Below are 22,061 nucleotides of genomic sequence, written 5' to 3'. Positions count from 1 at the left end.
GTCGCCCCCCGCCCGGGCAGCGACCCCGGCCGCCCCAGATGCGGCGTCGAGTTGAGCAGGCCGAACACTGAGTGGACCGCCGACCGCGCGCTGGGTTCGGCCAGCTCCGGGTAGACGTCCCGTACGACCTCCACCCACAGCTCGACGTACTGGCGCTGGAGCTGCCGCACCAGCTTGCGGTCCGTGTCCCGGAGTCGGTCCAGCTCCCGGTCGTGGAGCGTGATCAGGGGGCGGTCGTCCAGGGCGAAGTCGATGTGGCCCTCGATGAGGGAGTCGAGGAGCAGCTCCGAGGAGGTCACGCCCTCCGCCTCCGCCAGGCGGCGCTTCGCGCCCGTGAGCAGCTGGCCGCTGATGCCGACCAGCAGCTCGGCGAGCATCGCGTCCTTGCCCGGGAAGTGGCGGTACAGGCCGGGTCCGCTGATGCCGACCGCCGCGCCTATCTCGTCGACCCCGACGCCGTGGAAACCCCGCTCGGCGAAGAGCCGCGCGGCCTCCTTGAGGATCTGCTCGCGGCGGGTGGGGGCGTCGGTTCTCGTGGTCATGGAAGCAATTCTAGACAGGGAGGTTAGCGGTCGTTAACCTGAAGGAAATGGTTAACGCTCATTAACCGTCGATGACAGTCGATGACAGCCGATCGCTGTGCGAGGGGACCCACAGAATGCAAGAGGCACCGGAGCTGACGAGCGCGGCCGATCCCGCGTCGGAGGCGTGGCGGGCCAACGAGGCGGCGCACCGCGCGCTGGGCGAGGAACTGCGGCGGAAGCTCGCCGCGGCCCGGCTCGGCGGCGGTGAGCGGGCCCGGGACCGGCACACCGCGCGCGGCAAGCTGCTCCCCCGCGACCGCGTCGACACGCTGCTCGACCCCGGCTCGCCCTTCCTGGAGCTGGCTCCCCTCGCCGCCGACGGGATGTACGACGGGGCCGCCCCGGCCGCCGGTGTCATCGCCGGGATCGGCCGGGTCAGCGGCCGCGAGTGCGTGATCGTCGCCAATGACGCCACGGTCAAGGGCGGGACGTACTACCCGATGACCGTGAAGAAGCATCTGCGCGCCCAGGAGATCGCCCTCGAAAACCGCCTCCCCTGTATCTATCTCGTCGACTCCGGGGGCGCCTTCCTGCCCATGCAGGACGAGGTGTTCCCGGACCGGGACCACTTCGGGCGGATCTTCTACAACCAGGCCCGCATGTCAGGGGCGGGGATTCCGCAGATCGCCGCCGTGCTCGGGTCCTGCACCGCCGGTGGGGCCTACGTCCCCGCCATGAGCGACGAGGCCGTGATCGTCCGGAATCAGGGGACGATCTTCCTCGGCGGGCCGCCCCTCGTGAAGGCCGCCACCGGCGAGGTCGTCACCGCCGAGGAGCTGGGCGGCGGCGACGTCCACGCACGCGTGTCGGGCGTCACCGACCACCTCGCGGAGGACGACGCGCACGCCCTGCGGATCGTCCGCACCATCGCCGCCACGCTCCCCGCGCGCGGGGCCCTCCCCTGGGAGGTCACCGAGTCGGTGGAGCCGAAAGTCGACCCGTACGGGATCTACGGCGCCGTCCCGGTCGACTCCCGTACCCCCTACGACGTACGGGAGATCATCGCGCGCGTGGTCGACGGCTCGCGCTTCGCCGAGTTCAAGGCCGAGTTCGGGCAGACCCTGGTCACCGGCTTCGCCCGCGTCCACGGCCACCCGGTCGGCATCGTCGCCAACAACGGCATCCTGTTCTCCGAATCCGCCCAGAAGGGCGCCCACTTCATCGAACTGTGCGACCAGCGCGGCATCCCCCTGGTGTTCCTCCAGAACATCTCGGGCTTCATGGTCGGCAAGGACTACGAGGCGGGCGGCATCGCCAAGCACGGCGCCAAAATGGTCACCGCCGTCGCCTGCGCGCGCGTGCCCAAGCTGACGGTGGTGGTCGGAGGGTCGTACGGCGCGGGCAACTACTCGATGTGCGGCCGGGCGTACTCGCCGCGCTTCCTGTGGATGTGGCCCGGCGCCAAGATCTCCGTGATGGGCGGCGAGCAGGCCGCGTCGGTCCTCGCGACCGTGAAGCGGGACCAGTTGGAAGGGCGTGGGGAGGAGTGGCCCGCCGAGGACGAGGACGCCTTCAAGGCCCCGATCCGGCAGCAGTACGAGCGTCAGGGCAACGCCTACTACGCCACCGCCCGCCTCTGGGACGACGGGGTCATCGACCCGACGGAGACCCGCCAGGTGCTGGGTCTCGCCCTGACCGCCTGTGCCAACGCGCCCCTGGGAGACCCCCAGTTCGGCGTCTTCCGGATGTGATGAGGGTGCCCGAGATGGTCGACACATTCGAGATTCCGGAGCCGTCCGAGGTACCCGGGATGTTCGGGACGGTCCTCGTGGCCAACCGGGGCGAGATCGCGGTCCGCGTCATCCGCACCCTGCGCTCGCTCGGCGTGCGCTCGGTGGCCGTTTTCTCCGACGCCGACGCGGACGCCCGGCACGTCCGCGAGGCCGACACGGCGGTACGGCTCGGGCCCGCACCGGCGGCCGAGAGCTATCTGTCGGTGGAGCGGCTGCTGGAGGCGGCGGCCCGCTCGGGCGCGCAGGCCGTGCACCCGGGTTACGGATTCCTCGCGGAGAACGCGGCCTTCGCGCGCGCGTGCGCCGACGCCGGGCTGGTCTTCATCGGACCTCCGGCCGACGCGATCGCCCTCATGGGCGACAAGATCCGCGCCAAGGAGACGGTGGAGGCGGCCGGGGTCCCGGTCGTCCCCGGCGGCCGTGACCCCGAACTGGCCAAGGCGGCCCACGAGTTGGGCGCACCTGTGCTCCTCAAGCCGTCGGCGGGCGGTGGCGGCAAGGGCATGCGCCTGGTCCGCGACCTCACCCTCCTGGACGACGAGATCGCCGCCGCCCGCCGCGAGGCCCGCGCCTCCTTCGGCGACGACACCCTCCTGGTCGAACGCTGGGTCGACCGCCCCCGCCACATCGAGATCCAGATCCTGGCCGACGGCCACGGCAACGTCGTCCACCTCGGCGAACGCGAGTGCTCCTTGCAGCGCCGGCACCAGAAGGTCGTCGAGGAGGCCCCGAGCGTCCTCCTGGACGAGGCCACGCGCGCGGCGATGGGCGAGGCGGCCGTACAGGCGGCCCGCTCGTGCGGGTACGCGGGCGCGGGCACGGTCGAGTTCATCGTGCCGGGCGACGACCCCTCGTCGTACTACTTCATGGAGATGAACACCCGCCTCCAAGTGGAGCACCCGGTAACGGAGTTGGTGACCGGCCTCGACCTGGTGGAGTGGCAGCTGCGGGTGGCGGCGGGCGAGCGACTCCCCTTCGCACAGGACGACATCACACTCACCGGCCACGCGATCGAGGCCCGCATCTGCGCCGAGACCGTGTCTGTCAGAGAGGGCGCGCGCGGGTTCCTCCCCTCCGGCGGCACCGTCCTGAAACTGAACGAACCCTCGGGCGACGGCATCCGCACCGACTCCGGCCTCTCCGAAGGCACCGAGGTCGGCAGCCTCTACGACCCGATGCTCTCCAAGGTCATCGCCTACGGCCCCGACCGCGCGACCGCGCTCAGGAAGCTCAGGGCGGCCCTCGCGGACACGGTGACGCTGGGCGTGCCGACGAACGCCGGTTTCCTACGGCGGCTGCTCGCTCATCCGGCGGTCGTGGCGGGCGAGTTGGACACCGGGCTCGTCGAGCGGGAGGCGGACGGGCTCGTGCCCGGCGAGGTACCGGTGGAGGTCTACGCGGCGGCGGCGCTGCTGCGGCACGCGGCGCTCGCGCCCGGGCGGGGCTCCGGCTGGGCCGACCCGTTCGCCGCCACGGACGGCTGGCGGCTGGGCGGGGAGCGGGCCTGGACGGCGCATCCGCTCCAGGTGCCTGGCCACGACCCGGTGACGGTGCGCGTACGCCGCACGCCCGAGGGCGGGACCGAACTCCTGCCGGACGGCGCCGAGAGGCCTCTCGTCGGGTCCGGCCGGGCCGGGCCCGACGGCCGGTTCGTCCTGCGGCTCGACGGACTCGTCCACACCTTCACCGCCCTGCCGGACGGCACCTGGCTCGGCCGGGACGGGGACGCCTGGCAGGTGCGGGACCACGACCCGGTGGCCGCCTCGCTCAGCGGGGCCGACCGGTCCGGTGCCGGTTCGCTGACCGCGCCGATGCCGGGGACGGTGACCGTGGTGAAGGTCGCCGTGGGGGATCAAGTGGCCGCGGGGCAGAGCCTGTTGGTGGTGGAGGCGATGAAGATGGAGCACGTCGTCTCCGCGCCGCACGCCGGCACCGTCGCCGAACTCGACGTGACACCCGGCGCCACGGTCGCCATGGACCAGGTGCTGGCGGTCGTCACACCCGTGGAGGAGGACCAGTGACACGCGGACCGGAGACACTCCCGATGGTCGTACCGGCCCCCGATCTGCCCGCCCGGGTGCGCATTCACGAGGTGGGGGCGCGGGACGGGCTTCAGAACGAGAAGTCGACCGTGCCCACGGAGGTGAAGGCCGAGTTCGTGCGGCGGCTGGCCGACGCGGGCCTGACCACGATCGAGGCGACGAGCTTCGTCCACCCCAAGTGGGTGCCCCAACTGGCCGACGCCGAGCAGCTGTTCCCGCTCGTGCGGGACCTGCCGGGCATGGAGCTCCCGGTCCTCGTGCCGAACGGCCGCGGACTCGACCGGGCGCTGTCCCTGAAGGCGACCCGCGTCGCCGTCTTCGCCAGCGCCACCGAGTCCTTCGCGAAGGCCAACCTCAACCGCACGGTGGACGAGTCGCTGGCGGTGTTCGCTCCGGTCGTGGCCCGCGCCAAGGGCGAGGGCGCCCATGTGCGCGGCTACGTCTCCATGTGCTTCGGCGACCCCTGGGAGGGCGCGGTCCCCATCGCCCAAGTGGTGCGTGTCTGCCGGGCGTTGGTCGACATGGGCTGCGACGAGCTGAGCCTCGGCGACACGATCGGCGTCGCGACTCCCGGGCACGTACTGGAGTTGCTGGCCGCGCTCAATGAACAGCACGTCCCCACCGACGTGTTGGGCGTGCACTTCCACGACACCTACGGCCAGGCACTGGCCAACACCTACGCGGCCCTGGAGCACGGCGTCACCACCGTGGACGCCTCAGCCGGAGGCCTCGGCGGCTGCCCGTTCGCCAAGTCCGCCACCGGCAACCTCGCCACCGAAGACCTCGTGTGGATGCTCCAGGGCCTCGGCATCGACACCGGAGTCGACCTCGCCCGTCTCACCGCCACCAGCGTGTGGATGGCCGAACAACTGGGCCGACCCAGCCCGTCCCGCACCGTCCGCGCCCTCGGCAAAACAGCACAGCCCCACAAGGAGCAGTGACCGCCATGGACCACCGTCTCTCCCCCGAGCTGGAAGAACTCCGCCGTACGGTCGAGGAGTTCGCGCACGACGTCGTGGCGCCGAAGATCGGCGACTTCTACGAGCGGCACGAGTTCCCGTACGAGATCGTCCGCGAGATGGGCCGCATGGGCCTGTTCGGGCTGCCGTTCCCCGAGGAGTACGGCGGGATGGGCGGCGACTATCTGGCGCTCGGCCTCGTCCTTGAGGAGCTGGCCCGGGTCGACTCGTCGGTCGCGATCACCCTGGAGGCCGGGGTGTCGCTGGGCGCGATGCCGATCCATCTCTTCGGCACCGACGCGCAGAAGGCCGAGTGGCTGCCCCGGCTGTGCTCCGGCGAGATCCTCGGCGCCTTCGGGCTGACCGAGCCGGACGGCGGCTCCGACGCGGGCGCGACGCGGACGACGGCCCGGCTGGACCCGGACACCGACGAATGGGTGATCAACGGTTCCAAGTGCTTCATCACCAACTCCGGTACGGACATCACCGGTCTGGTGACGGTCACCGCGGTCACCGGCCGGGGGCCCGGCGGCAAGCCCCTGATCTCGTCGATCATCGTGCCGTCCGGGACACCCGGCTTCACGGTCGCGGCACCGTACTCGAAGGTCGGCTGGAACGCCTCGGACACCCGTGAGCTGTCCTTCGCGGACGTCCGGGTCCCGGCGGCGAACCTGCTCGGCGAACTGGGCCGCGGCTACGCCCAGTTCCTGCGCATCCTCGACGAGGGACGCATCGCCATCGCGGCGCTCGCGACGGGTCTCGCCCAGGGCTGTGTCGACGAGTCGGTGAAGTACGCCAAGGAACGGCACGCGTTCGGGCGGCCGATCGGCGCCAACCAGGCCATCCAGTTCAAGATCGCCGACATGGAGATGAAGGCCCACACCTCGCGGCTCTCCTGGCGCGACGCGGCCTCCCGCCTGGTCGCCGGCGAGCCCTTCAAGAAGGAGGCCGCCCTCGCCAAGCTGTACTCCTCCACCATCGCCGTCGACAACGCGCGCGACGCCACGCAGGTGCACGGCGGCTACGGCTTCATGAACGAGTACCCGGTGGCCCGCATGTGGCGCGACTCCAAGATCCTGGAGATCGGCGAGGGCACCAGCGAGGTCCAACGGATGCTGATCGCCCGCGAGTTGGGCCTCACGGGCTGACAGCCGGCTACACGGGCCCAGGCGCCGAGGCGCTCAGGCCTGCCGACAACTCCCCCGAGATCAGGGCGATGTGGCGGTAGGCCCGTTCGGCGGCGGCCACCACCCGTTCCTGTACGGCGGGTTCGCCGAGCGCGCGATCGAGGCGCTCGGTGAAGGCCGCCCAGCGGGTGCGGTCGCCGCTGCCGTAGTACGAGGCGCCGTTCCCGTCCGTGAGCCGGTACGCCTCGGTGACGTAGCGGCACAGGAACATCGCGCCGAGGGTGGAGCCCTCCAACACGTAGAGGAAGCCGAGGAGTTCACGGGGTTCGGTGGCCGCGGTGCGCCGTATCTCACGCACGAACTCCTCGGCGGCCGGGCCGGGTTCGGGGGCGGCGCCCCGGGCGGCCGCGAAGTGGTGCAGGTCGCGTTCGAGGAGGGGGAGCTTGACGAGGTCGGGCGACCACACCGCGGCGACCGACGGGCAGGTGGTGCGGGTGAGTTCGGACTCCAGGGTGTCCAACACCGGGCGGTAGGCGGCGAGTTGGCCGACGTAGCGGTCGAGCGGCAGAGTCCCGGCGAGCATCGCGGTGGCGAACCCCGTGTGCTCCAGGGCCTCGTGCCAGGCGCGGGTGCCGCTGCGCAGCCGCTGGGTCACCGTGCTCACGCTCGTACCGGAGTCGATGTCCGTGCGCGTGTCCGTCATACGCCGCTCCGCTGCCGGACCGTCGCGAGCAGACGGTCGATGAGGTGGCCCTTGCGTTCGATCGTCACGTCGAAGTAGGCGGCGCTGCGCTCGGAGCGGCACACGCCGTGCACGGCGTCCTTCGCGGCGCGCTTCAGGGCCACGGCCTCCTCGGCGAGCGCGAGGAGCGTGCGCTCCAGGCGGGGGTGACCGAGAACGTACGGTTTGAAGTCCTCGCCGGGCGGTACGTCGCCGTCCTCGTCGAGGAGTTCCAGGAAGACCCGGTTGCCCAGGCCGTCGAAGTCCTCGTGGGTGTTGGCGCCGCCGAACTCGGGCACGAAGTCGGTCAGGTCGTTGAACAGCTGGCTGGCGAGACCCAGTTGACGCATCGCGCCGTCCAGGGCGAGCCGGTCGTCCTCGACCACGCGCAGCCCCGCGACCGCCGCGTCGAGCGGCATCCAGAACAGGGTTCCGGTCTTCAGCGCTGCCGTCGACTCCCAGAAGTCGACCCGTGTGGCGCGCGGCGCGGCCAGCAGTTCGGCGCGCGTGAGCGCCGTACGCGAGGACATGTCGACGGCCTGTCCGGTGAAGCCGCTGCCGACGGAGCGCACCAGGCTGTCCACGACGGCGGGGTCGGCCGCGTGCCGGAGCGCGGACATGATCAGCCAGGCGCCGGCGTTGAGGGCGAGCGGGGTGCCGTGGGTGGCGTGGAGGGCGGGTTCGCCGTAGCGGACGTCGCTGCCGTCCTGGATGTCGTCGAGGGCTACCGCCGCCTTCAGCAGAATCCTTACGGCAACTGCCGTGCGGCGGATCACCGCGAGGTCGGAAACGGCGTCCGCCTTCTCCGAGAACCCCTCCGTCTCCTCGGAGAACCCTTCCGCCTCCTCGGAGAACCCTTCCGCCTCCTCGGGGAACCCCCGGTAGTTGCGGTACGCCCAGTACACCATCGAGGGCCGCAGCGGGGCCCGGCCGCCAGGTGCCCCGGCCGCGGGGGGCAGCGCCTGCTGGCCCACTTTCGACCCGAGGGCGTCGGCGACCGGTTCGTACAGGGCGCGGCGCAGGGCCGTGTCGTAGACGGAGACCGCCGCCGTCCGCGCCGGGGCGGTCAGCGCGTCGAGGAACTCGGCGAGGTCGTCCTCCAGCAGGGCCGCGTCGCTCCGGACCACCGCTTCCACGTCCGTCACATCCATCGTGGTAGCCACTCCACCTCCGCAGACGACCGAACAACAGTGCCGAACAACAGTGCGCAGATCCCCGTAGAAGGAGCGTGATCACAACGACCGGACGAGACAAGGCGGTTGAAAGCCAAATCGCAGAGGACATGGACCCATGAGCCCCGCACAGGCCGGGCACAGGGCGCGTACAGACCCGGTCGGCGAACACCCCGCCCACTGGACAGATGGTGAGGTTAGGCTAACCTACCTTCGAATTGTCCGGCGGGCGCTCCCGCCCTGTTCGAAAGCAGCCACACATGTCCAACGCCCGTGCCACCCACCTCTCCCGCCGCGGCATCCTCGCCGCGGGCGGCGCCCTCGGCCTCGGTGCCGTGCTCGCGGCCTGCGGCGACGACGACGCGAAAAGCGGTGGCTCGGACAAGGAGACGGCGGCGGCCAAGTCCGGCCCCTGGACCTTCAAGGACGACCGCGGCACCACCGCGAAGGCCGACAAGGTCCCGGCGAACATCGTCTCGTTCATCGGTGTCGCCGCCGCGCTGCACGACTACGGCATCGAGTCCAAGGGCGTCTTCGGGCCGACGAAGCTGAAGGACGGCAAGGCCGACGTGCAGGCCGGCGACCTCGACATCAGCAAGGTCACCATCATCGGCAACGAGTGGGGCCAGTTCAACATCGAGAAGTACGCGGCCCTCTCCCCCGACGTCCTCATCACGACGATGTTCGACTCGGCCGGAACGCTCTGGTACGTCCCGGAGGAGTCGAAGAAGAAGATCCTCGCCGTGGGGGCACCGACCGTCGGTATCTCGGTGTACGACATCCAGCTGCCGACGCCGCTCGCGCGGATGCTGGAGCTCGCCAAGTCCCTTGGCGCGGACACGAGTTCGGCCACCATCACCGCGGCGAAGAAGCGGTTCGAGGACGCGGCGGCCCGGCTGCGCGCCGCGGCGAAGGCCAAGCCGGACATCAAGGTCCTCGCGGGTTCCGCGAGCCAGGACATCTTCTACGTCTCCGGGTCCAACCTCTCCGCCGACCTTGAGTACTACAAGGCTCTCGGCGTGAACTTCGTCGAGCCGGCGGCGTCCGCGCTGAAGGCCAGCGGTGGGTGGTTCGAGAACCTGAGCTGGGAGAACGTCGACAAGTACGGGGCGGACGTCATCATGATGGACAACCGGACTTCGGCGATTCAGCCCGCTGACATTACCGAGGGCACGTGGAAGAAGCTGCCCGCTGTCAAGACTGGGCAGGTCATCGCGCGTAATCCTGAGCCGATTCTGTCCTACGCCAAGTGTGCGCCGTTGCTCGAGGATCTGGCGAAGGCGATCGAGAACGCGAAGAAGGTCAGTTGATTTAGGGGTGGTTTCGCTTTCGTGGGGAGCTGCGGGCCGGTTGTGGCTGGTCGCGCAGTTCCCCGCGCCCCTTCGGGGCACGACCACCTCCCGTTTCTCCGAAGGAACCCCCCTATGACTACGGCCGTAGCCGCCCCGTTCCGCTTCTTTTCCCTCCAGGTCGTGCGGACGGAGCGGCTTGGGCCGTCTCTCGTTCGGGTCTCCTTTGCCGGGGACGATCTGGCTTACTTCTTCTCCGACGGGTGTGACCAGTCCCTGTCGCTCTTCCTCCCCCAACCCGGCCAGCTGGAGCCCGCCGTGCCGTTCGAGCTCGGCGACGGGTGGTGGCAGGGCTGGCGTGAACTCCCGGACGACGTACGGGCCGTGATGCGGTCGTACACCCTGCGCGCCCTGCGCCGCGACACCCAAGGCAGCACGAGCGAGATCGACATCGACTTCGTGTTGCACGAACCCGCCGGGCCTGCCTCCCGTTGGGCCTCCCTCGCCTCCGCCGGTGATCGGGTCGTGTTGCTCGGGCCGGCGGTCGCGGACAATCGGGCGATTCGGTTCCGGCCGCCGGAGGATGCTGATCTCGTGGTCGTGTGGGGGGACGAGACCGCCGTGCCGGCCGTCTCCGCCATCCTCGAAGCGCTGCCTGCCGGCATCCGCGTGCGGGTGTGGCTGGAAGTCCGACATGCCGGTGACATCCAGGACTTGGCGACCGACGCCGATGCCGAAGTCACCTGGCTGGTGCGGGAGAACCAGGGCGCCGAGGGGTCCCCCATGGCCCTCGGCGCCCTTCGGGATGCCCAACTCCCTGCCGCCGAGCGGCCGTACGTGTGGATCGCGGGCGAGTCCGGTCAAGTGAAGGCGCTGCGGCGGCACTTCGTGGGTGAGCGTGGGTTCGACCGGCGGCGGGTGACGTTCGTCGGGTACTGGCGGCAGGGGCTCAGCGAGGAGCAGTTGCGCGACGCCGGGTGACGGTGCGAGGGGCAGCTGGGGCGTGAGTGACGGCTGTCACGGGAGCGGCGGGTTTCCTGGGCGTGAAGTTAGGTTAGGCTTACCTAAGTTGATGTTGCGGAACCTCGCCGCTCACCTGTCCCGCACGGACTTCCCCACCGGAGGACCCCCACATGCGCTCGCACCTGCTCAATGACACGACTGCGGAGCACTACCGCCGCTCCGTGACGGAAGGCGTGGAGCGGGTGGCGGCCAAACTCGCCACCACGGAACGGCCGTTCACCGGCGTCACGGTCGACGCCCTCTCCCCCCTCATCGACCGGATCGACCTCGACCGCCCGCTCCACGACACCGCCGCGGTGCTGGACGAGCTGGACGAGGTCTATCTGCGTGACGCGATCTACTTCCACCACCCCCGCTATCTCGCGCACCTCAACTGCCCGGTCGTCATCCCGGCCGTGCTCGGTGAGGCGGTGCTCTCCGCCGTCAACTCCTCCCTGGACACCTGGGACCAGTCGGCCGGCGGCACGCTCATCGAGCGGAAACTGATCGACTGGACGAACGAGCGGATCGGCCTCGGGCCGCACGCCGACGGCGTGTTCACCTCCGGCGGCAGCCAGTCCAACCTCCAGGCCCTGCTGCTGGCCCGCGAGGAGGCGAAGACCGACACACTCGCCAAACTGCGTATCTTCGCCTCCGAAGTCAGCCACTTCAGCGTGAAGAAGTCCGCGAAACTGCTGGGACTTGGGCAGGACGCCGTCGTCTCGATACCCGTCGGCGCCGACAAGCGGATGCAGACGGTCGCGCTCGCCCGGGAGTTGGAGCGCTGCAAGAACGCCGGTCTTGTCCCCATGGCCGTCGTCGCCACCGCAGGCACCACCGACTTCGGCTCCATCGACCCGCTGCCCGAAGTCGCCGCCCTGTGCGAGCAGTTCGGGGTGTGGATGCACGTCGACGCGGCCTACGGCTGCGGTCTGCTCGCCTCGCTGAAGTACCGGGGCCGGATCGACGGCATCGAGCGCGCCGACTCGGTCACCGTCGACTACCACAAGTCCTTCTTCCAGCCGGTGAGTTCGTCCGCCCTGCTCGTCCGCGACGCCGACACCCTGCGCCACGCGACCTACCACGCGGAGTACCTCAACCCGCGCCGCATGGTGCACGAGCGCATCCCCAACCAGGTCGACAAGTCCCTCCAGACCACCCGCCGCTTCGACGCGCTCAAGCTGTGGATGACGCTGCGCGTGATGGGCGCCGACGGTGTGGGCCAACTCTTCGACGAGGTCTGCGACTTGGCCGCGCAGGGGTGGGAGCTGCTCGCCGCCGACCCCCGCTTCGACGTGGTCGTCGAGCCTTCGCTCTCCACCCTCGTCTACCGCTACATCCCGGCCGCCGTCACCGACCCGGCCGAGATCGACCGCGCCAACCTGTACGCCCGCAAGGCCCTGTTCGCCTCCGGTGACGCGGTGGTCGCGGGCACCAAGGTCGCGGGCCGCCACTACCTGAAGTTCACCCTGCTCAACCCCGAGACGACGGCCGACGACATCGCGGCCGTCCTCGACCTGATCGCCGGCCACGCCGAGCAGTACCTGGGAGAGTCCCTTGACCGCGCTTCCTGAACCCGCCACCAAGACCTACGACTTCGTGGGCATCGGGCTCGGACCCTTCAACCTCGGCCTCGCCTGCCTCACCGAGCCCATCACCGAACTCGACGGCGTCTTCCTGGACTCGAAGCCCGACTTCGAGTGGCACGCCGGCATGTTCCTCGACGGCGCCCACCTCCAGACCCCGTTCATGTCGGACCTGGTCACCCTCGCCGACCCGACCTCGCCGTACTCCTTCCTCAACTACCTGAAGGAGAAGGGGCGTCTGTACCCCTTCTACATCCGCGAGAACTTCTACCCGCTGCGCGTCGAGTACGACGACTACTGCCGCTGGGCCGCAGGCCGGCTGTCCAACGTGCGCTTCAGCACGACGGTTTCGGAAGTGACGTACGAGGACGAGGTCTACGTCGTCCACACCGAGGCCGGTGACGTGTACCGCGCCCGTCACCTGGTCCTGGGCACCGGCACCCCGCCGTATCTCCCGGAGGCCGTCGCCGGACTGGGCGGTGACTTCATCCACAACTCCCGTTACGTGCAGCACAAAGCGGAGTTGCAGGCCAAGGAGTCGATCACGCTGGTCGGCAGCGGGCAGTCCGCCGCCGAGATCTACTACGACCTGCTCAGTGAGATCGACGTCCACGGCTACGAGTTGAACTGGGTGACGCGTTCGCCGCGGTTCTTCCCGCTGGAGTACACGAAACTCACGCTGGAGATGACCTCCCCGGAGTACATCGACTACTTCCATGCCCTGCCGGAGCAGACCCGCTACCGCCTCACGGCCGAGCAGAAGGGCCTGTTCAAGGGCATCGACGGCGACCTCGTCAACGAGATCTTCGACCTGCTCTACCAGAAGAAGGTCGGCGGCCCCGTCCCCACCCGGCTGCTCACCAACTCCTCGCTGGACAGCGCCACTTACCGCGACGGGGTGTACGAGCTGGGGCTGCGCCAGGAGGAGCAGGAGAAGGACTACACCCTGCGCTCCCAGGGCCTGATCCTCGCCACCGGCTACAAGTACGCCGAGCCGGAGTTCCTCAAGCCCGTCCACGAGCGGCTGCGCTACGACTCCCGGGGCAACTTCGACATCGCGCGCAACTACTCGATCGACACCACGGGCCGGGGCGTCTTCCTCCAGAACGCCGGCGTCCACGCGCACAGCATCACGTCCCCGGACCTGGGCATGGGCGCGTACCGCAACTCGTACATCATCCGTGAGCTGCTCGGCACCGAGTACTACCCGGTCGAACAGACCATCGCGTTCCAGGAGTTCGCCGTATGAGCACCCTCACCAGCACAGACACCTTCGCCTTCCGCCCCCTCGACCCGCTCCAGGACGCCGAGTTGCTGCACCGGTGGCTCACGCACCCCAAGGCCGCGTTCTGGATGATGCAGGACGCGAAGCTGGAGGACGTCGAGCGCGCGTACATGGAGATCGCGGCCGACGAGCACCAGCACGCGCTGCTCGGGCTCCAGGACGGTGTCCCCGCCTTCCTGATGGAGTACTACGACCCCCGTCATCGCGAACTGGTCGGGCTGTACGAGCCGTTGCCCGGTGACGTCGGCATGCACTTCCTGACACCGGCCACCGAGACGCCCGTCCACGGCTTCACCCGTGCGGTGATCACCGCCGTGATGGCCCGCCTCTTCGAGGACCCGGCCGTCGAACGTGTCGTCGTGGAACCGGACGTGTCCAACACCGCCGTCCACGCCCTGAACGAGGCGGTCGGGTTCGTGCCCGAGCGCGAGATCCAAAAGCCGGAGAAGAAAGCCTTGTTGAGCTTCTGCACACGGGAACGCTTCCTCAAAAGGCACAGCGCCGCGGCCACGGCGGTGTCCGCATGAGCCTCGCCGACGCCGTGGCCCACCTCTCCCCCGAACGCTGGGAGAAGGCCAACCGCCTCCTGATCCGCAAGGCCCTCGCCGAGTTCGCGCACGAGCGGCTGATCACCCCCGAACTCGTCGAGGAGAACGGCGACTTGTACGTCGTCCGCAGTGACGACGGTCTGACCCGCTACCGGTTCACCGCCACCCGGCACGCCCTCGACCACTGGCAGGTCGACGCCGACTCGATCACCCGGCACCGCGACGGCGCCGAACTCCCCCTCGCCGCCCTGGACTTCTTCATCGAGCTGAAGCAGGCGCTCGGGCTGACCGCGGAGATCCTGCCGGTCTACCTGGAGGAGATCTCCTCCACCCTCGCCGGCACCTGCTACAAGCTCACCAAGCCGCAGATCCCGGTCGCCAAGCTGGTGAAGAGCGACTTCCAGGCCATCGAGACGGGGATGACCGAGGGCCACCCCTGCTTCGTCGCCAACAACGGCCGGCTCGGCTTCGGCATCCACGAGTACCTCTCGTACGCCCCCGAGACCACGAGCCCGGTCCGGCTGGTGTGGCTGGCCGCGCACCGCTCCCGAGCCGCGTTCACGGCGGGCGTGGGCATCGAGTACGAGTCGTTCATACGGCGGGAGTTGGGTGCCGGGACCGTGGAGCGGTTCGGGCTGACCCTGGTCGACCGGGGGCTCGACCCCGACGACTATCTCCTCATCCCCGTCCACCCCTGGCAGTGGTGGAACAAGCTCAGCGTCACCTTCGCCGCCGAGATCGCCCGCGGCCACCTCGTGTGCCTCGGCGAGGGCGACGACGAGTACCTCGCTCAGCAGTCCATCCGGACCTTCTTCAACAGGTCCAACCCCGAGAAGCATTACGTGAAGACGGCCCTGTCCGTCATCAACATGGGTTTCATGCGCGGACTTTCGGCCGCCTACATGGAGGCGACTCCGGCGATCAACGACTGGCTCGCCCAACTCATCGACAACGACCCGGTGTTGAAGTCCACCGGCCTGTCGATCATCCGCGAGCAGGCCGCAGTCGGCTACCGCCACCTGGAGTACGAGGCCGCGACCGACCGCTACTCGCCGTACCGCAAGATGCTCGCCGCGCTGTGGCGCGAGAGCCCGGTCTCCTCGCTCCAGGACGGCGAGACCCTCGCGACGATGGCCTCGCTGGTGCACCTGGACCACGAGGGCGCGTCCTTCGCCGGCGCGCTCATCGAGCGGTCGGGGCTGGCCCCGGCGGAGTGGCTGCGGCGGTATCTGCGGGCGTACTTCACCCCGTTGCTGCACAGCTTCTACGCCTACGACCTGGTGTTCATGCCGCACGGCGAGAACGTCATCCTGGTCCTGAAGGACGGTGTCGTCGAGCGCGCGATCTACAAGGACATCGCCGAGGAGATCGCCGTCATGGACCCGGACGCGGTGCTGCCGCCGACGGTCGAGCGGCTGCGGGTCGAGGTCCCCGAGGACAAGAAACTGCTGTCGATCTTCACCGACGTCTTCGACTGCTTCTTCCGCTTCCTCGCCGCCGGCCTGGCCGCCGAGGGAGTCCTGGAGGAGGACGACTTCTGGCGCACGGTCGCGGACGTCACCCGTGAGTACCAGGACGCGGCACCCGAACTCGCCGACAAGTTCCGGCAGTACGACATGTTCGCCCCCGAGTTCTCGCTGTCCTGCCTCAACCGCCTCCAACTGCGCGACAACAAGCAGATGGTGGACCTGGCGGACCCGTCCGGCGCGCTCCAGCTCGTCGGCACCCTGAAGAACCCCATCGCCGGGTTCTGACACCACAAGCAGGCGGGCACCCCGAGGTACGGTCCCCCGGGGTGCCCGCCCCATGTGCAGGGCCTGCTCGACTAACGTGCGGGCCAAGGAACTTGGGGCGACCGGTAGTAGTCGATCCCCAGCGCGTCCCACCTCGGGGCCTGTGCCGCGAGCCGCACCTTGTACGTGTCCCAGTCGTGCGTCGAGGCCGGCGACCAGCCCAGCTCGGCCACGCCCGGCAGCCTCGGGAAGGCCATGTACTCGATGTTCGCGCCGGTCACGATCGTCTCCGACCACAACGGCGCCTCGACCCCCTTGATCGCCGAACTGGGCACCCCGGCAAGGTAGTTGCCCGGGTCCCAGTCGTAGGACCGCTTGACCTCGACGAGGCCTGCCCAGTCCTGGCCGAGCGGGGTGTCCTCGGTGTACTTCATGTCGAGGTAGACCCGGTCGGCGGGCGAGAGGATCAGCCCGGTGCCGTTCTTCGCGGCCTCGGCGACCTGCGCCTTCTCGGCGGCGTCGGTGTCGTCGAGACCCCAGTACTGGGCGAGGGCGCCCTTCACCGGGTGGGCTCCGGTGATCTGGTGCCAGGCGATCACCGTCTTGCCGTACTTGGTGACGATCGGCTGTACCCGGTCCATGAACTTGACGTAGTCCTCATGGCTGGTGGAGTGCGCCTCGTCGCCGCCGATGTGCAGATAGCGGCCCGGGGTGATCGCGGCCAGCTCACGGATCACGTCGTCCACGAAGCTGTACGTGAGGTCCTTGGCGACGCACAGCGAGCTGAAGCCGACGTCCGTGCCCGTGTAGAGCGGGGGCGCCACGCCGTCGCAGTTCAGGTCGGCGTAGGAGGCGAGGGCCGCGTTCGTGTGGCCCGGCATGTCTATCTCGGGGACTACTTCCAGGAAGCGCGAGGAGGCGTAGCGGACGATCTCCTTGTAGTCGTCCTTGCTGTAGTAGCCGCCGGTGCCGCCGCCGACCTCGGTCGAGCCGCCGTAAGTCGCCAGGCGGGGCCAGGAGTTGATGGCGATGCGCCAGCCCTGGTCGTCGCTGAGGTGCAGATGCAGGGTGTTGATCTTGTAGAGCGCCAACTCGTCGATGTAGCGCTTGACTTGGGCGACGGTGAAGAAGTGCCGGGAGACGTCGAGCATCGCGCCGCGGTAGGCGTAGCGCGGGGAGTCCTCGATGGTGCCGCCCGCGATCTGCCAGGGGCCGCGCCGCACGGAGTTCTTCTCGACGGCGGCGGGCAGGAGTTGGCGCAGGGTCTGCACGCCGTGGAAGAGTCCGGCGGGTTTGCTCGCGGTGATGGTGACCCCCGAGACCCCACTGACGAGCCGGTAGCCCTCGGCGCCGAACAGGCCCTTCGTCAGGCGGAGTTGGATGCCGCCCTTGCCGCGTGAGGTGATCGGCAGCCGGTACCCGGTGGAGGGGCGCAGGATGCCCGCGAGGTACGCGCCGATCCGGCGCGACTCCCGTGTGTCGTCGACGCGGATACGGGTGCCGCTCGTGATCCGGTACGGATGGCCCGCAGGGGTGACCTTGGCGGGCGCCGGGACCACCCGGCCCAGCGGGGTGGCGGCGGCGGGCGCGGCGGAAGGTGCGGCGCCGACGACGGACACGCTCGCGGCGGCGACGAGCAGCAGCGAACCGAGGAGGCGGGTCGTTCTGTGGCGCTGTCTCACAAGGCGTCTCACGAGCGGTCCCTTCCTTTGAACTTCCTTTGAGCCCGGACAGGTACAGACCATTCTGTCGCCTGGCCGGTGGAAGAATCCCTCCTATGGCGGAAATCATCCAGAAGGACGGCACCTGGATCTTCGACGGCGACGCCCTGCGGCTGACTCCCGGACGGGACAAGAACGTCGGCCTGTTCCGCAAGACACTCGGCGAACTCGTCGTCCCCTTGGGCGCGTTGGCGGGCGTCTCCTTCGAACAGGGCCGGAAGTCCGGGCGGCTGAGACTGCGGCTGCGCGACGGCGCCGACCCGCTGCTGCACGCCACGGGCGGGCGGCTCGCCGAGGGCGACGACCCCTACCAACTCCCCGTCGAGTCGGACCGGTACGGCGTCGCGGAGTACTTCGTGGACGAGGTGCGCAACGCCCTGCTGCTGGACCAGGTCCCGGCCGACCCGGTGGACACGTACCTGCTGCCGGGCCCCGCCGTGCCGCTCTCGGTGTCCGCCGGGGACGGCACGGCGAGCTTCGACGGCGAGCGCGTCCGGCTGGAGTGGAACTGGAAGACCGAGGACGCCAAGTCCGCCGCCGGCGCCCGCACCCTCGCCGTCACCGACCTCGTCGGCGTGGAATGGCGCCCGTCGGCCGGGCTGGAGAACGGCTACATCCGCTTCTCGGTGCGCAACGCGCCGACCAAGGCACCGCCCAAGTACGACCCCAACTCCGTTGAGCTGTGGGGCTTCAAGAAGGACCCGCTGATGGCCCTGGTCGCCGCGGCCGTACAGGCCCGCCTCCCGCACCCGGCCGCCGAGACGGACGTACGGCCTGAACAGCCCGAGCCGGTACGGCAGTTGGCGGCCGCGGCGGGGGACGGCCATGACGCGCTGCTGCGGCGGTTGCGGGAACTCGGGGAGCTGCACCGGGACGGGGTGCTCACGGACGAGGAGTTCGCGATGGCCAAACAGGCGGTCCTCAAACGGATGTGACCATCCGGGGAGGACCGCCTGCGGGATGAGTGGCGCCCTGCCTTCCGGGCGTAACTCGGGTTGAGTCGGAGCTACTTGGCCTTGCGGGCGACCGTGAAGCGGTCGATCTCGGCGCCGGTCTCGGCGATGCCGCGGACCGTCAGGGTCGCCGTACGGCCGCGCGAGGCGGGCTGGACGTCGACGCGCAGGAACGAGTAGTTGAGGTAGCGGACGCGTGACCACGCGACCGTCTCGTTGACCTTGCCGTCCTTCGTGTTGACGAAGGCGGCGACCGAGTCGAGGTCGGCGACGTGACCCTCGTAGGAGTCCGGGGCGGAGAACGCGTACAGGCTGCGGCCGGCCGCGCCCGCCGTCACGTAGACGACACCCTCGGTCTCCGGGTACGCCGTGCCGCCGATCGGCAGCTTCTTGACGACCGCGTTCTTCTTGATGACGTCGGTGCGCTCGTACTGGTGGTTGTGGCCGTTGATGACCAGGTCCACCGTGTATTTCTCGAACAGCGGCACCCACTCGTCGCGCACTCCCCCCTCCGAGGAGTGCGCCGTCGAGGTGCAGTACGCGCAGTGGTGGAAGAAGATCACCACGAAGTCGATGTCCTTGGACGCGCGGTACTTCTTGAGCTGCGCCTCCAGCCACGTGGTCTGGGTGCCGCCGGAGATGCCGAGGTTGGCCGGGATCTCGAAGGACACGTCGTTGGCGTCCAGCGAGATGACCGCCGTGTTGCCGTAGACAAAGGAGTAGACGCCCGGCAGGTTCGCCTTGTCGGGGCCGTTGTCCGGCAGGTTCCAGCGGGCGTCCTCACCGCCGTAGCCGTTGGGCGAGTACCAGGCCTCCATGTCGTGGTTGCCGTAGGCGGGCATCCACGGCACGGACTTGGCGACCGACTCGGTCTGCGCGAGGAACTGGTCCCAGGTGCGCGAGTCGAAGCCGGTGTCGGTGGTCTTGCCGGCACCGGCCGGGTCGGCGTAGCAGATGTCGCCGGCGTGCAGGTGGAAGGCCGGGTTCTGGCCCAGCAGGAGGCTGTTGTTGGCCAGGCCGTGGTAGCCGACGCCCTCGTCGCCGAAGGCCGTGAAGGTGAACGGCTTCTTGTGGTCGGGGGCGGTGGTGAAGGTGCCCAGTGTGCCGAGCAGGTGGGCCTCGGCCGGGTCGAAGCCCGCGTGGCCGACGCCGTAGTAGTAGGTCCTGCCCGGGCGCAGGTGGGTCAGCTTGGCGTGCAGGTAGTACTGGGTGTGGTCGCCGCTCGCGCCGACGCCCGCCGGGGTGTAGAGCGTGCGCACCTCGGCCTCGATCTTGCGGGAGAGGTCCCAGGGGTGCGCGCCGATCCGGACGAACGGTTTCTTCACGTTGGTCGGGACCTGCCAGGAGACCGTCACCTCCGTGCTCGGGTCGTTGCCGAAGGCGAGGTGCCGGCCGAACGGGGAGACGAGGGCCCCGTCGACGGACTCGCCGGAGGTGGAGGCGTAGGTGGCGGAGGCCTGGCTGGGGACGGCCGCCTGGGCGACCGGGCCCGGTACGAACACGCCACCCGCGATGGCGCCGAGCGTCACGGCACCGCCTCTGACCATCGTGCGCCGCGAGAATCTCGCGCGCAGGTACTCGTGCTGCTCCGCCATGCTCATGCGCTCTGCGAGCTCCGCGGGTACTCCCATACGAGGAATGTCCATGGCGTCTGAAACTCGTCGACATGAGCAACGGTGCGCAAGACACAGGATGGACAGCTTACGAACAGAGCCCCATAAGACTTTCAACAGGCCGTTGCCCGATATCGGGCAGGATTCTTGCAAACCGCCCTTCGGTACCCCAGGATCAACCGGGTGCACGACGAACTCGTTGATCATCTGACGCGCTCCTCCCCCCTCAACCGGGGCGAGGCACTGCGGGTGATCCAGGACGTGCTCGCCTACTTCGACGAGACGACCGAGGAGTACGTCCGTCGCCGCCACCGCGAGCTCCAGGCCCAGGGCCTGGTGAACGCGACGATCTTCGACCGGATCGAGGCGGACCTGAAATACCGGGCGGTCGCACCACCGGAGCTCACGCTCAGGCAGTTGCGCCGCATCGTCTACGGCTAGGAACACCTATACATATGTGCGGAATCGTCGGATACATCGGCAGGCGTGACGTTGCTCCGCTTCTGCTGGAGGGCCTGCAACGGCTGGAGTACCGCGGCTACGACTCGGCGGGCATCGTCGTGACGACCCCCAGGACGGCCGGCCTGAAGATGGTCAAGGCCAAGGGCCGGGTCCGTGACCTGGAGGCCAAGGTCCCGGCGCGCTTCAAGGGCACCACCGGAATCGCCCACACCCGCTGGGCCACGCACGGCGCCCCCTCCGATGTGAACGCCCACCCGCACCTGTCCGCCGACAGCAAGGTCGCCGTAGTCCACAACGGCATCATCGACAACGCGTCCGACCTCCGGAAGAAGCTCGAAGCGGACGGCGTCGAGTTCCTCTCCGAGACCGACACCGAGGTCCTCACCCACCTCATCGCCCGCTCGCAGCAGGAGAAGCTGGAGGACAAGGTCCGCGACGCCCTCCGGGTGATCGAGGGCACCTACGGCATCGCCGTCCTGCACGCCGACTTCCCCGACCGCATCGTGGTGGCTCGAAACGGTTCCCCGGTGGTCCTCGGGATCGGCGAGAAGGAGATGTTCGTCGCCTCGGACATCGCCGCGCTGGTGACGCACACGCGCCAGATAGTGACGCTGGACGACGGCGAGATGGCCACCCTCAAGGCCGACGACTTCCGGACATACACGACCGAGGGCACCCGCACCACGTCCGAGCCCACCACCGTCGAGTGGGAGGCCGCCTCCTACGACATGGGCGGCCACGACACCTACATGCACAAGGAGATCTTCGAGCAGGCCGACGCCGTGGACCGCGTGCTGCGCGGCCGCATCGACGACCGCTTCTCCACCGTGCACCTCGGCGGCCTGAATCTGGACGCCCGCGAGGCCCGGCAGATCCGCCGCGTGAAGATCCTCGGCTGCGGCACCTCGTACCACGCGGGCATGATCGGCGCCCAGATGATCGAGGAGCTGGCCCGCATCCCCGCGGACGCCGAGCCGGCCTCCGAGTTCCGCTACCGCAACGCGGTCGTCGACCCCGACACCCTCTACATCGCGGTCTCCCAGTCCGGTGAGACGTACGACGTCCTGGCAGCGGTCCAGGAGCTGAAGCGCAAGGGCGCCCGCGTCCTCGGCGTGGTGAACGTCGTCGGCTCGGCGATCGCCCGCGAGGCGGACGGCGGCATGTACGTCCACGCGGGCCCCGAGGTCTGTGTCGTCTCGACCAAGTGCTTCACCAACACCACCGTCGCCTTCGCCCTGTTGGCCCTCCACCTCGGCCGCACCCGCGACCTCTCGGTCCGCGACGGCAAGCGCATCATCGAGGGCCTGCGCAAGCTCCCGGCCCAGATCACCGAGATCCTGGACCAGGAGGAGGAGATCAAGAAGCTGGCCGCCGAGTACGCCGAGGCCCGCTCGATGCTCTTCATCGGCCGGGTCCGCGGCTACCCGGTGGCCCGCGAGGCCTCCCTGAAGCTCAAGGAGGTCTCGTACATCCACGCCGAGGCCTACCCCGCCTCGGAGTTGAAGCACGGCCCCCTCGCCCTCATCGAGCC

At 69.4% G+C, this 22,061-nt stretch carries 18 protein-coding genes; 13 read left to right on the top strand and 5 right to left on the bottom strand.

Annotated features, from left to right (window positions below; translation table 11 throughout):
- Positions 1–542 (bottom strand): SACE_7040 family transcriptional regulator (locus tag AC31A1_RS21605; RefSeq protein ID WP_489654878.1); only part of this gene is annotated, 542 nt, incomplete at its 3' end.
- A gap of 116 nt (positions 543–658) precedes the next feature.
- Here AC31A1_RS21605 and AC31A1_RS21600 point away from each other — a divergent pair.
- The 4 genes from AC31A1_RS21600 to AC31A1_RS21585 are packed head-to-tail and all read left to right on the top strand — an operon-like array spanning position 659 to position 6,466.
- On the top strand, positions 659–2,275 hold the full coding sequence (locus AC31A1_RS21600) for a carboxyl transferase domain-containing protein (protein WP_489654877.1): 1,617 nt from the start codon (positions 659–661) through the stop codon (positions 2,273–2,275).
- Between the two features lie 59 nt (positions 2,276–2,334).
- Positions 2,335–4,338: an acetyl/propionyl/methylcrotonyl-CoA carboxylase subunit alpha gene (locus tag AC31A1_RS21595; RefSeq protein ID WP_489654882.1), complete on the top strand. Its 2,004-nt coding sequence runs from the start codon at positions 2,335–2,337 to the stop codon at positions 4,336–4,338.
- A 23-nt stretch (positions 4,339–4,361) separates the two neighbouring features.
- Positions 4,362–5,300 (top strand): hydroxymethylglutaryl-CoA lyase, encoded by a 939-nt coding sequence (locus AC31A1_RS21590; RefSeq protein ID WP_489654881.1) that lies wholly within the window; start codon positions 4,362–4,364, stop codon positions 5,298–5,300.
- Positions 5,301–5,305: 5 nt separating this feature from the next.
- Entirely contained in the window at positions 5,306–6,466 is a 1,161-nt protein-coding gene (locus AC31A1_RS21585) for an acyl-CoA dehydrogenase family protein (RefSeq protein ID WP_489654876.1), read from the top strand.
- A 7-nt stretch (positions 6,467–6,473) separates the two neighbouring features.
- Here AC31A1_RS21585 and AC31A1_RS21580 read toward each other — a convergent pair whose 3' ends face one another.
- Positions 6,474–7,148 carry a biliverdin-producing heme oxygenase gene (locus AC31A1_RS21580; RefSeq protein WP_489654875.1) on the bottom strand — a complete coding sequence of 225 codons (675 nt, stop codon included), beginning with the start codon at positions 7,146–7,148 and terminating at the stop codon, positions 6,474–6,476.
- The gene (locus tag AC31A1_RS21575) at positions 7,145–8,317 is read right to left on the bottom strand and encodes a polyprenyl synthetase family protein (protein WP_489654880.1); all 1,173 of its coding nucleotides are present in this window, start codon (positions 8,315–8,317) and stop codon (positions 7,145–7,147) included. The genes AC31A1_RS21580 and AC31A1_RS21575 overlap by 4 nt, the downstream gene beginning before the upstream one ends.
- 281 nt (positions 8,318–8,598) lie before the next feature.
- Between AC31A1_RS21575 and AC31A1_RS21570 the strand changes: the two genes are divergently transcribed.
- The 6 genes from AC31A1_RS21570 (at position 8,599) to AC31A1_RS21545 (ending at position 15,802) form a co-directional block, all read left to right on the top strand.
- Entirely contained in the window at positions 8,599–9,648 is a 1,050-nt protein-coding gene (locus AC31A1_RS21570) for an ABC transporter substrate-binding protein (RefSeq protein ID WP_489654874.1), read from the top strand.
- Between the two features lie 114 nt (positions 9,649–9,762).
- Positions 9,763–10,608, top strand: a complete 846-nt coding sequence (locus tag AC31A1_RS21565; protein WP_489654873.1) for a siderophore-interacting protein — start codon at positions 9,763–9,765, stop codon at positions 10,606–10,608.
- Between the two features lie 152 nt (positions 10,609–10,760).
- Positions 10,761–12,203 (top strand): lysine decarboxylase DesA, encoded by a 1,443-nt coding sequence (gene desA, locus AC31A1_RS21560; RefSeq protein WP_489654872.1) that lies wholly within the window; start codon positions 10,761–10,763, stop codon positions 12,201–12,203.
- Positions 12,187–13,464 (top strand): lysine N(6)-hydroxylase/L-ornithine N(5)-oxygenase family protein, encoded by a 1,278-nt coding sequence (locus tag AC31A1_RS21555; protein ID WP_489654871.1) that lies wholly within the window; start codon positions 12,187–12,189, stop codon positions 13,462–13,464. The genes desA and AC31A1_RS21555 overlap by 17 nt, the downstream gene beginning before the upstream one ends.
- A complete protein-coding gene (locus AC31A1_RS21550; RefSeq protein ID WP_489654870.1) occupies positions 13,461–14,027 on the top strand; it encodes a GNAT family N-acetyltransferase in 567 nt (188 codons plus the stop codon). Before AC31A1_RS21555 ends, AC31A1_RS21550 begins: the two co-directional genes overlap by 4 nt.
- The gene (locus AC31A1_RS21545) at positions 14,024–15,802 is read left to right on the top strand and encodes an IucA/IucC family protein (protein ID WP_489654869.1); all 1,779 of its coding nucleotides are present in this window, start codon (positions 14,024–14,026) and stop codon (positions 15,800–15,802) included. The genes AC31A1_RS21550 and AC31A1_RS21545 overlap by 4 nt, the downstream gene beginning before the upstream one ends.
- Before the next feature lie 71 nt (positions 15,803–15,873).
- On the opposite strand, the gene AC31A1_RS21540 is transcribed toward AC31A1_RS21545, so the two are convergent.
- Positions 15,874–17,463: a beta-N-acetylhexosaminidase gene (locus AC31A1_RS21540; protein WP_489654879.1), complete on the bottom strand. Its 1,590-nt coding sequence runs from the start codon at positions 17,461–17,463 to the stop codon at positions 15,874–15,876.
- Between the two features lie 95 nt (positions 17,464–17,558).
- Here AC31A1_RS21540 and AC31A1_RS21535 point away from each other — a divergent pair, with 95 nt between their 5' ends.
- Positions 17,559–18,437: a DUF4429 domain-containing protein gene (locus AC31A1_RS21535; RefSeq protein WP_489654868.1), complete on the top strand. Its 879-nt coding sequence runs from the start codon at positions 17,559–17,561 to the stop codon at positions 18,435–18,437.
- A gap of 71 nt (positions 18,438–18,508) precedes the next feature.
- Here AC31A1_RS21535 and AC31A1_RS21530 read toward each other — a convergent pair whose 3' ends face one another.
- Positions 18,509–20,086, bottom strand: coding sequence for a purple acid phosphatase family protein (locus AC31A1_RS21530; RefSeq protein ID WP_489654867.1), 1,578 nt, complete (start codon positions 20,084–20,086; stop codon positions 18,509–18,511).
- A 165-nt stretch (positions 20,087–20,251) separates the two neighbouring features.
- Here AC31A1_RS21530 and AC31A1_RS21525 point away from each other — a divergent pair, with 165 nt between their 5' ends.
- Together AC31A1_RS21525 and glmS are read left to right on the top strand one after the other, a co-directional pair.
- On the top strand, positions 20,252–20,509 hold the full coding sequence (locus AC31A1_RS21525; RefSeq protein ID WP_033283838.1) for a hypothetical protein: 258 nt from the start codon (positions 20,252–20,254) through the stop codon (positions 20,507–20,509).
- A 14-nt stretch (positions 20,510–20,523) separates the two neighbouring features.
- On the top strand, positions 20,524–22,061 hold a 1,538-nt coding region (gene glmS, locus AC31A1_RS21520), incomplete at its 3' end, for a glutamine--fructose-6-phosphate transaminase (isomerizing) (protein WP_489654866.1).

It is taken from the genome of Streptomyces sp. P5F9 (assembly GCF_057961495.1).
This window is presented reverse-complemented; position numbering and strand designations above follow the sequence as displayed.